The sequence below is a fragment of the Acidobacteriota bacterium genome (assembly GCA_021161905.1).
GTDB lineage: Bacteria > Acidobacteriota > B3-B38 > Guanabaribacteriales > JAGGZT01 > JAGGZT01.
This window is the reverse complement of record JAGGZT010000048.1, coordinates 1-7,506: the sequence shown is the minus strand read 5'-3', so window position 1 is coordinate 7,506 and position 7,506 is coordinate 1. Positions and strand designations below refer to the sequence as shown.

At 48.4% G+C, this 7,506-nt stretch carries 5 protein-coding genes; 4 read left to right on the top strand and 1 reads right to left on the bottom strand.

The genetic code is table 11. From position 1 onward, the window contains the following. The 4 genes from J7L64_06480 to J7L64_06465 all read left to right on the top strand — a co-directional run. Positions 1 to 2,439: TonB-dependent receptor (locus tag J7L64_06480; GenBank protein MCD6451987.1), on the top strand; the 2,439-nt coding region annotated here is incomplete at its 5' end. Positions 2,440 to 2,551: 112 nt separating this feature from the next. Further along, positions 2,552 to 4,012, top strand: coding sequence for a GWxTD domain-containing protein (locus tag J7L64_06475; GenBank protein ID MCD6451986.1), 1,461 nt, complete (start codon positions 2,552 to 2,554; stop codon positions 4,010 to 4,012). Between the two features lie 12 nt (positions 4,013 to 4,024). Next, the gene (locus J7L64_06470; GenBank protein MCD6451985.1) at positions 4,025 to 4,969 is read left to right on the top strand and encodes a tetratricopeptide repeat protein; all 945 of its coding nucleotides are present in this window, start codon (positions 4,025 to 4,027) and stop codon (positions 4,967 to 4,969) included. A 198-nt stretch (positions 4,970 to 5,167) separates the two neighbouring features. Continuing rightward, positions 5,168 to 6,127 carry a GntR family transcriptional regulator gene (locus J7L64_06465; GenBank protein ID MCD6451984.1) on the top strand — a complete coding sequence of 320 codons (960 nt, stop codon included), beginning with the start codon at positions 5,168 to 5,170 and terminating at the stop codon, positions 6,125 to 6,127. Here the strand turns inward: J7L64_06465 and J7L64_06460 are convergent. Then, positions 6,124 to 7,224: an aminotransferase class V-fold PLP-dependent enzyme gene (locus tag J7L64_06460; protein MCD6451983.1), complete on the bottom strand. Its 1,101-nt coding sequence runs from the start codon at positions 7,222 to 7,224 to the stop codon at positions 6,124 to 6,126. The genes J7L64_06465 and J7L64_06460 overlap by 4 nt on opposite strands. Positions 7,225 to 7,506 lie beyond the last annotated feature (282 nt).

Sequence of the window (7,506 nt, the reverse complement as noted above, 5' to 3'; positions counted from 1 at the left end):
GTGGCGGCGGTAGCGGAGACGATAACGGTTACCGGTGAGTCGCCGGTAGTGGATAAGCAGTCGACCACCATCAGTGTGAACTTCACTACTGATCTTCTGCGTCACCTGCCGAGTACTCGGAGTATGTTCGCTATCTTCAACTTCGCTCCTGGTGTAACCGGGGATACTGCTCATGGTTCTGATGTTCGTGGGAACGCCTACAACTTCGACGGGGTGAACCTCGGCGATCCGGTGACCGGTACCCCGTTCTTCCGGATTGGGTTTGATGCCATTGAGGAGCTTGAGGTTTCGGTTGGTGGGCAGAGTGCGGAGTACGGTAATGTTCAGGGCGCGGTGGTGAACGCCATCACCAAGTCTGGTGGTAATGAGTTCCATGGTGAGGAGGTCCTCTTCTATCGGAACAAGAGCCTCCAGTCCGATAACACCAAAGGTACCCCGTTTGAGGGGCAGGCGGTTGGCTTCGACCATGAGTATGATTGGACCCTCAGCTTGGGTGGTCCTTTTGCCAAGGACAAGGTCTGGTTCTACGGAAACTATTGGCGGTACAACTCTATTGAGTATGTGGAGGGTTATGTTGATGAGAATGGTGCGGCGATCCCCTATGACAGGATGCGCTATGCCGGTATGTTCAAGGTGACCTATCAGCCCTCTGCTAAGAACAAGTTTATGGGGATGTACAACCGCACCGACTACCAGCGCCATCATCGAGGAGCGAGCTGGCAGAGACCTGAGGAGTGCACCTGGATTCAGGTTACCCCGACCAATGTCTACAATGGGCAGTGGACCCATATATTCAACGACAATATGTTCCTAATCGCCCGGGCCGCTTATGTCGATTTCGACTTCAACCTCGACCCGAAGAACGAGAAATGCCGTATCTACGATACGGTTACCAGGATGTATTCCGGTAGCTATGGTTACTACGATCACTATCAGCGGAACCGCGGTCAGTATAACGGAGTGCTCACCTACTTTGTGGATAATTGGTATGGGAAGCACGAGTTCAAGTTCGGTGGCGAGTTCGAGAAGTCCTGGGACATCCGCTCTGTCGCTTATAATACCGAATATTACTACACCGATGAGGAGGGGAATAAACTTGGCGTCCGCCTTTACACCAAAAACGGTAAGCCGTATAAGGCTTACTTCTACTATCCCTTCAGCCGGCACGATATCAAGCGGTATTATGCTGCCTTTGCTCAAGATACTTGGAGCCTGACCAACAAGGTGACCATCAATGCAGGCGTGCGCTACGAGCGGAATACCGGCATTATCCCCAAGGGTGGATTCGTGGAAAAGAGCTACAGTCCGATCGCTCCCTGGAACACCTTCTCCCCCCGGTTAGGCGTTACCTACGATGTGTTCGGCGATGGGAAATCGGTGGTCAAGTTCAGCTATGGGCGGTATTACGCAGCCGATATCATCCAGTATTTCTGCACCGTGAACCCGAATGGCTGGTATTACTATCGGGCTTACTGGTATAGCGGTTGGGACAAGAACTTCAATAACAACGATTTTAGGATCTACTCCACCTATCAGCAGGGCATCAACAAGACGATAGACCCGAACGCCAAACCGCCCTACACCGATCAGTTCGTTCTCAGCTGGGAGCAGGAGCTGAGACCCAATATTGGGGTTAGCTTTTCCGCCATCTACAAACCGCAGACCAGGTTCCTCGAGGATGTGGACATCTACCTCTTTGATGTTAACAAGGGCGATTGGCGGTGGGAGCTGTTCGAACCGGTGACGGTGACCGATCCCGGTGAGGATGGGATTACCGGTACCGCCGATGATGGCACCATCACCGTTTACAGCCTGAGACCAGGGAACTCTGCTTGGCAATATTATGTAACCAACCCGCCCCATTGCTATCGTAATTACTGGGCACTTCAGGCGGTGTTCAACAAGCGGATGGCGGATAATTGGTCGTTGATGGTCTCCTATGTTTATGCCCATGCCACTGGGTTGATGGACCTCGACTTCGACGCTACCTGGACCGGTGCTTCCTACTTCGACAACCCGAACTATCACATCAATGCGGAGGGGAATCTCTCGCTTTCCCGTCGCCATCAGCTGAAGATAACCGGTCACTTCATCCTTCCTTATGGCATCCATGTGAGCACCTACTGGCGCATCCTTTCCGGTCGTCCTTACACCCGTTGGCTCCGGGTGTATGGTCTTAATCCTCTGGGAAGCTACGATATCAATGTGGAGCCGAAGGGTTCCCGGTTCTCTCCCACCCTCAACTACGGAGATATTCGGGTGGAGAAGCGGTTCAACCTGGGCAAGTATGGGAAGGTTGATGTTCTCGCCAATATTTTCAATGTGCTGAACTCGAACACCGCTACTTCCCTGGAGGGTCAGACTGGCTCTGAGTTCAATGTGGTTCGTGGTATTCTCGATCCGCGGATTGTCCAGATTGCTGCTCGGTTCATCTTCTAATCTGGTATGATTGTGGTGGGGGCTCCTTTGGGGAGCCCCCTTTCTTTTTATCCTGAGATTGCTCTCCCTTTGTATATGAGTTATAATAGGCGGTTAGATGAAGGAGGCTTAGATGAGACGGGTTTTGTTGGTGGGGATTTTGTTGCTTCTTTTTGCCTTTGAGCTTTCCCTCGCCTCCGATATTCCTAAGAAGTATAAGAGGTGGGTTAATGACGAGGTGCGCTATATCATAACCAAGGAGGAAAGAAAAGCTTTCCTCGCCTTAAAAACCGATGCCGAACGGGAGGCCTTTATCCGCGACTTCTGGAAGAGGAGGGACCCTACCCCGAAGACTGAGTGGAACGAGTACAAGGAGGAGTATTACCGTAGGCTTGAATATGTCAATCGTTATTTTAGGGAGGAAGGAAAGAAGGGCTGGCTCACCGATCGGGGAAAGGTATACATCATCTATGGACCACCGGACAATATTTATGAGGAAGGCGTAGGGACGCCCAATCACCGGATCATCTGGACCTATAATAACCTGAACAGCTCCACCTTCAAGGGAACCTATCAGCTGGTTTTTACCCGGAATAACTTAGGGAATTATGTCCTCTTAACCCAGGGGCTACCGCTCACTCCTGAGGCAGCTTTTGCCAATTTAGCGCGAATAAGCTTTATCTCCGATGTTACCAAGTCTCCGGTGGAATCGAAGAAAATACCCCTCAAAAAACCACCTCGGGAGGTGGTACCTGCTGCGGAGGAAAAGCTCCTTAAACTTCTTCTTACCAAGGGGAACATCCCGAATAGTTTGGGATTCAAAGTTTGGCTCTATTATTTCCCTGGTTCTGATGGAGCGAGCTATCTTCCGATTGCCTTTTCCATTGAGCCCAAGAAGCTAACTCTTTCAAGGGGAGGGAAGAATAAACTTTCTTCTCGGCTTTCTCTTTTCGGGATGGTGCTTTCGCCCGATTTGAAGAAGGTCTTTCATAGTTTTCTCATTCCCTTTGAGGTTCATCTGAACAAGAAGGAACTCGATAGCAACCGGGAATTCATCCTTTTTACCGGTTTCCCCCTTAAGCCGGGAAACTATACCCTGGCTTTTGGGTTAAGAGAGGTGTCAAGCGAGCATTCCGCTGGTTTTAGGATCCCGTTGCTTGTGCCTGATTTTTCTTCCCCCACCCTTTGGACCTCGAGCCTGCTTCTTGCTCGTGAGGTGGTTCGGGAAAAGGAGCCTCGTCCGGTGGTAAATTATCTCTATCGCAAGATGATAATAGGGCCACTTGCCATTTCTCTTGATCCAAGAGCGAGATTCATTGAGGGAAAGGATGAGAAGTTTCTCCTTTTCTATCATATATACGGATATGGGGTGGACGAAAAAGGAAAGCCCTCCTTTACCATAACCTATAGTATCTCCCGTGGTGGTAAATTGGTACGACTGTTTCCTCCGGCTGATATCGCCTTCGACACCGTACTTCAACCAATACCTATAGATGGACTGGGAGAAGGGGATTATACCCTTAATGTGGCGATTAGTGATAATATAAGGAAGCATACAGCTAAACGCTCGGTTAGTTTCCATATTATTAAATAGGAGGTTAAGAGAATGAAGAGGAATGTATTGTTATGTCTTCTTCTTGTTTTTCTCCTTTTCGGGATAGAAAGCTTCGTTACCCCAGCATATCCGGCTGCGTTCCTTCAGGCGGTGGGGAGGATTAGCGGCAAGGTGGTAGATACAAAGGGGAACCCTATTCCCAATGCTAAGGTGGTGGCTACTGCCAAGCGAAAGCTGATAAAAAAGTTCGAGGCAGTAACGGATAAGGATGGAAAATATGTGCTTATGGGGCTCGAGCCGGGTACTTGGCAGTTTACGGTTTCTGCTGAAGGTTATCAAACAATGAGGACCTTTAGGAAGGTGTATGGATACCTTCAGAACAAACCGCTTGATTTCGTCCTCAAATCGATTGAGGAGGTTACAAAGGAAGCGGTCTCTGGAGCAGAGCTTCTGGAGGCGGGGAATAAGCTCTATAATGAGGGCAAGTATGAACAAGCGCTCGAGGCTTTTAATAAATTTTTAGCAGCCAACCCGGACATCTACAATATCCATGTGAATGTGGGAAACTGCTACCTTAAGCTCAATAAGTTCGAGGAGGCGCAGGCAGAGTTCGAACAAGTTATTGAGAAAGAACCAGATTGTCTTCCCGCCCTCTATGGGATGGCTGAAGCGCTCATCGGAAAGGGTGATCTGAAGAATGCTGAGACTTATGTCAATAAGGTAGTCGCTCATAGCCCAAACGATCCCGCGGTTTACTACAATTTCGGTGAGGATTATTTCGCTGCTGGCAAAACGGATGAGGCGATTGCGCTTTATAAAAAGGCGATAGAGATAAACCCAAATTGGGAAAAACCTTACCTTAAGCTTGGCTACGCTCTGCTCAACAAAGGGGATACCGCAGAGGCAGTGAAGGTGCTAAAGAAGTTTCTCGAGCTTGCACCAAACTCTCCGGATGCCCCGTTGGTAAAGGAGCTTTTGAAGAACATCGAGGGTTGATTTTAACTAAGACGGTTAACCCCTTTCTTGGGAGAAGAAAGTTTTTGTGCCTTCTTAGGTAGATTAAAGGGGTCTCCAAGGTTAGAACCCCGATCGTGAAAGAGAGGAGCTTCAATGTTTTATTTGCTTTACAAAGAGGGAAAAGAGAGGTAAAATAAGAAGATTTTGGAAGATTAACCGTTGTATAAGGTGGGAGGGATGAAGTTTAAGATAGCAAGAGGTACGGGGGTTACCCTACACAAACAGATAAGAGAACTTATCATTCAGGGCATAGGATTAGGCGAGTTTCCTCCGAACTCCAAACTTCCCCCAGCAAGGGAGCTTGCCCAAAAGTTGGGGGTTAATGTCAATACGGTAACCAAGGTTTATCAATCACTTCGGGATGAAGGGCTGGTGCGGATTATCCAAGGAAGTGGTGTGTTTGTAACCCCTCATGGATCAACGGTTGTCTCTGAGGCGACAAAGGAGCGAGTTTCTCGAGAGCTTGGGAAATTGGTAGAGGAGGCGATTAGTTCTGGTTTATCTAAGGAGGATCTCATCGTTCAGGTGGAGAGAATCTATCAGGAGAAGAAACGGAAAAAGCGTGCCCTCCGGATCGGCTTTACTGAGTGCAACGAAGTTCAGACCTACGAGTTTGCTAAGGATCTTGAGGAGGAGCTCGGGCTCAAAGTAATCCCTATTATGCTTCCTGAGCTCTACCTTTATCGGGATAAGCTTGATCTTCTTGTTACCACCTTCTTCCATTTTCAGAAAGCCCGCGAGATACTCGACTCTACTGAGGTGGAGATATTCCCGGTCATCGTTCACACCAAGTTTGAAACCCTTGAACGCATTGCTTCTGTATCTCCGGATAAGAAGGTAGGTTTTGTCTGCCGTGATCCAGAATCTCTCAGATTGTTGATGAGCTATATTCAAAGTAGTACCCATTTGGTAAATGAGATAAAGGGATGTATTGCCAGTGATAGCAAGGGACTTGCTTCGCTTTTCGCCAATTCCGATGTGATCATCTATATGCCCACCTGCAGGAAAGAGGTAAAGAAGTTATCCCTTAAAAATCCGAAGGTAGAGCTGATAGAGGACGAATACGAGATAGACAAAGGTTCTATCAACACCTTAAAGGAGAAGTTGATAAGATCCGGAGCGCTCTCCCCCAGCTAAAGGAGAGATAGGAGAAAAGCAATCTCCTCTTCTGTATTATAGAAGTGAGGGGAGAAGCGGATGAATTTCCCCTCTTTGAAAGCAGCTACTATCCGATTTTCTTGGAGCCGGCGGTATATTTTCTCCGCTTTCTTTGAATAAAGACTTATTATTCCGGAACGGGAAAAAGGAGAGATATCGTAACCCTTTTTAGAAAGATGGGAGTATATCTTTTTCTTTAGGGTGAGTACCTGCTCCTCTATCTGCTCCTTTCCTATTTCTAAAAGCATCTTTAACGATTCACCCATCATAGCGATGCCCAGGTAATTAAGGGAACCGGTACGGTAGCGATCTCCTCCTTCCTTCGGTTTAAGGGAAAAGCTCTTCTCCTCTATCGTCATTCCTTCATACCCATAGTAGGTGGGGGGGATCTTCCCTAGGAGATCCTCCGAGAGATAGAGAAAACCGGTGCCACAGGGAGAGAGGAGCCATTTATATCCTCCGGCGGCATAGGCGGAAGCTTTCATCCTCTTTACATCTACTCCGATCGCTCCCACTGCCTGCACTCCGTCGACCACTAAAAGGATGCCTTGCTCCTCACAAAATTCCCCTAAGCGCTCGAGGTCCACTCTCACCCCGCTTATCCAGCAGACCTCGCTCACCGCGATCACTTTAGTCCTCTTGTCGACTGCGGATATCAATTCCTCAATAGATATACTCCAACCTTTTGGCTGGATCAGGCGGACCTCCACCCCTTTCCGCTTTAGGCTTAGCCAAGGAACGAGGTTGGCGGGGAATTCGGTTGCCGGGATAACCACATTATCCCCCGGAGTGAGTTCTATCCCCTGAGCTACAATATTGATCGCATCCGATGTGTTGACGGTCAGGGTAATCTCCTTGGCTGAGGCATTTATCAGTTTGGCGATGAGCTCTTTGACCTCGAGGATGAGAGCCTCCCTTCGTTCCATTCTCTCCTCCGCAGTGAGGCACCTTTCACTGAGAACTTCGGGAATAGCCTTAAAGGAACGCTTTGGGATGATAGAAACGGCTGCATTATTTAGATAAATACACCCCTTAGACGAAGAAAATTCCTCCCGGATCTTTCCCCAGTCCACCATATTCTCCCCCTGTTTTACTGATTGTTTCCCCGCCCCTTAATAATGTGGCGTGGGTGTTTTGACCTCCTTAAATTTTTGGTGTTCGGATCCTTCCTCAAAGGTTGTTGACCCGATCGGCATCGATGAGGAGAACGATAAAACGCTCTCCTGTTTTATTATAATAGCACACTATAGGACTAAAATTCACCCTTTTTCCGTTGAATTCCGCTGAATCCCTGTGCTAAAATAGTTCAAAAAAATAGGCTCTATCAAAGGAGGGTGACTATGCGAAAGGGATTTATC

What these genes read in the sequence shown, in the direction of transcription:
- J7L64_06465 (MCD6451984.1), top strand. Translation starts at nt 5,168, where the DNA reads ATGAAGTTTAAGATAGCAAGAGGTACGGGGGTTACCCTACACAAACAG.
- J7L64_06475 (MCD6451986.1), top strand. Translation starts at nt 2,552, where the DNA reads ATGAGACGGGTTTTGTTGGTGGGGATTTTGTTGCTTCTTTTTGCCTTT.
- J7L64_06470 (MCD6451985.1), top strand. Translation starts at nt 4,025, where the DNA reads ATGAAGAGGAATGTATTGTTATGTCTTCTTCTTGTTTTTCTCCTTTTC.
- J7L64_06460 (MCD6451983.1), bottom strand. Translation starts at nt 7,224, where the DNA reads ATGGTGGACTGGGGAAAGATCCGGGAGGAATTTTCTTCGTCTAAGGGG.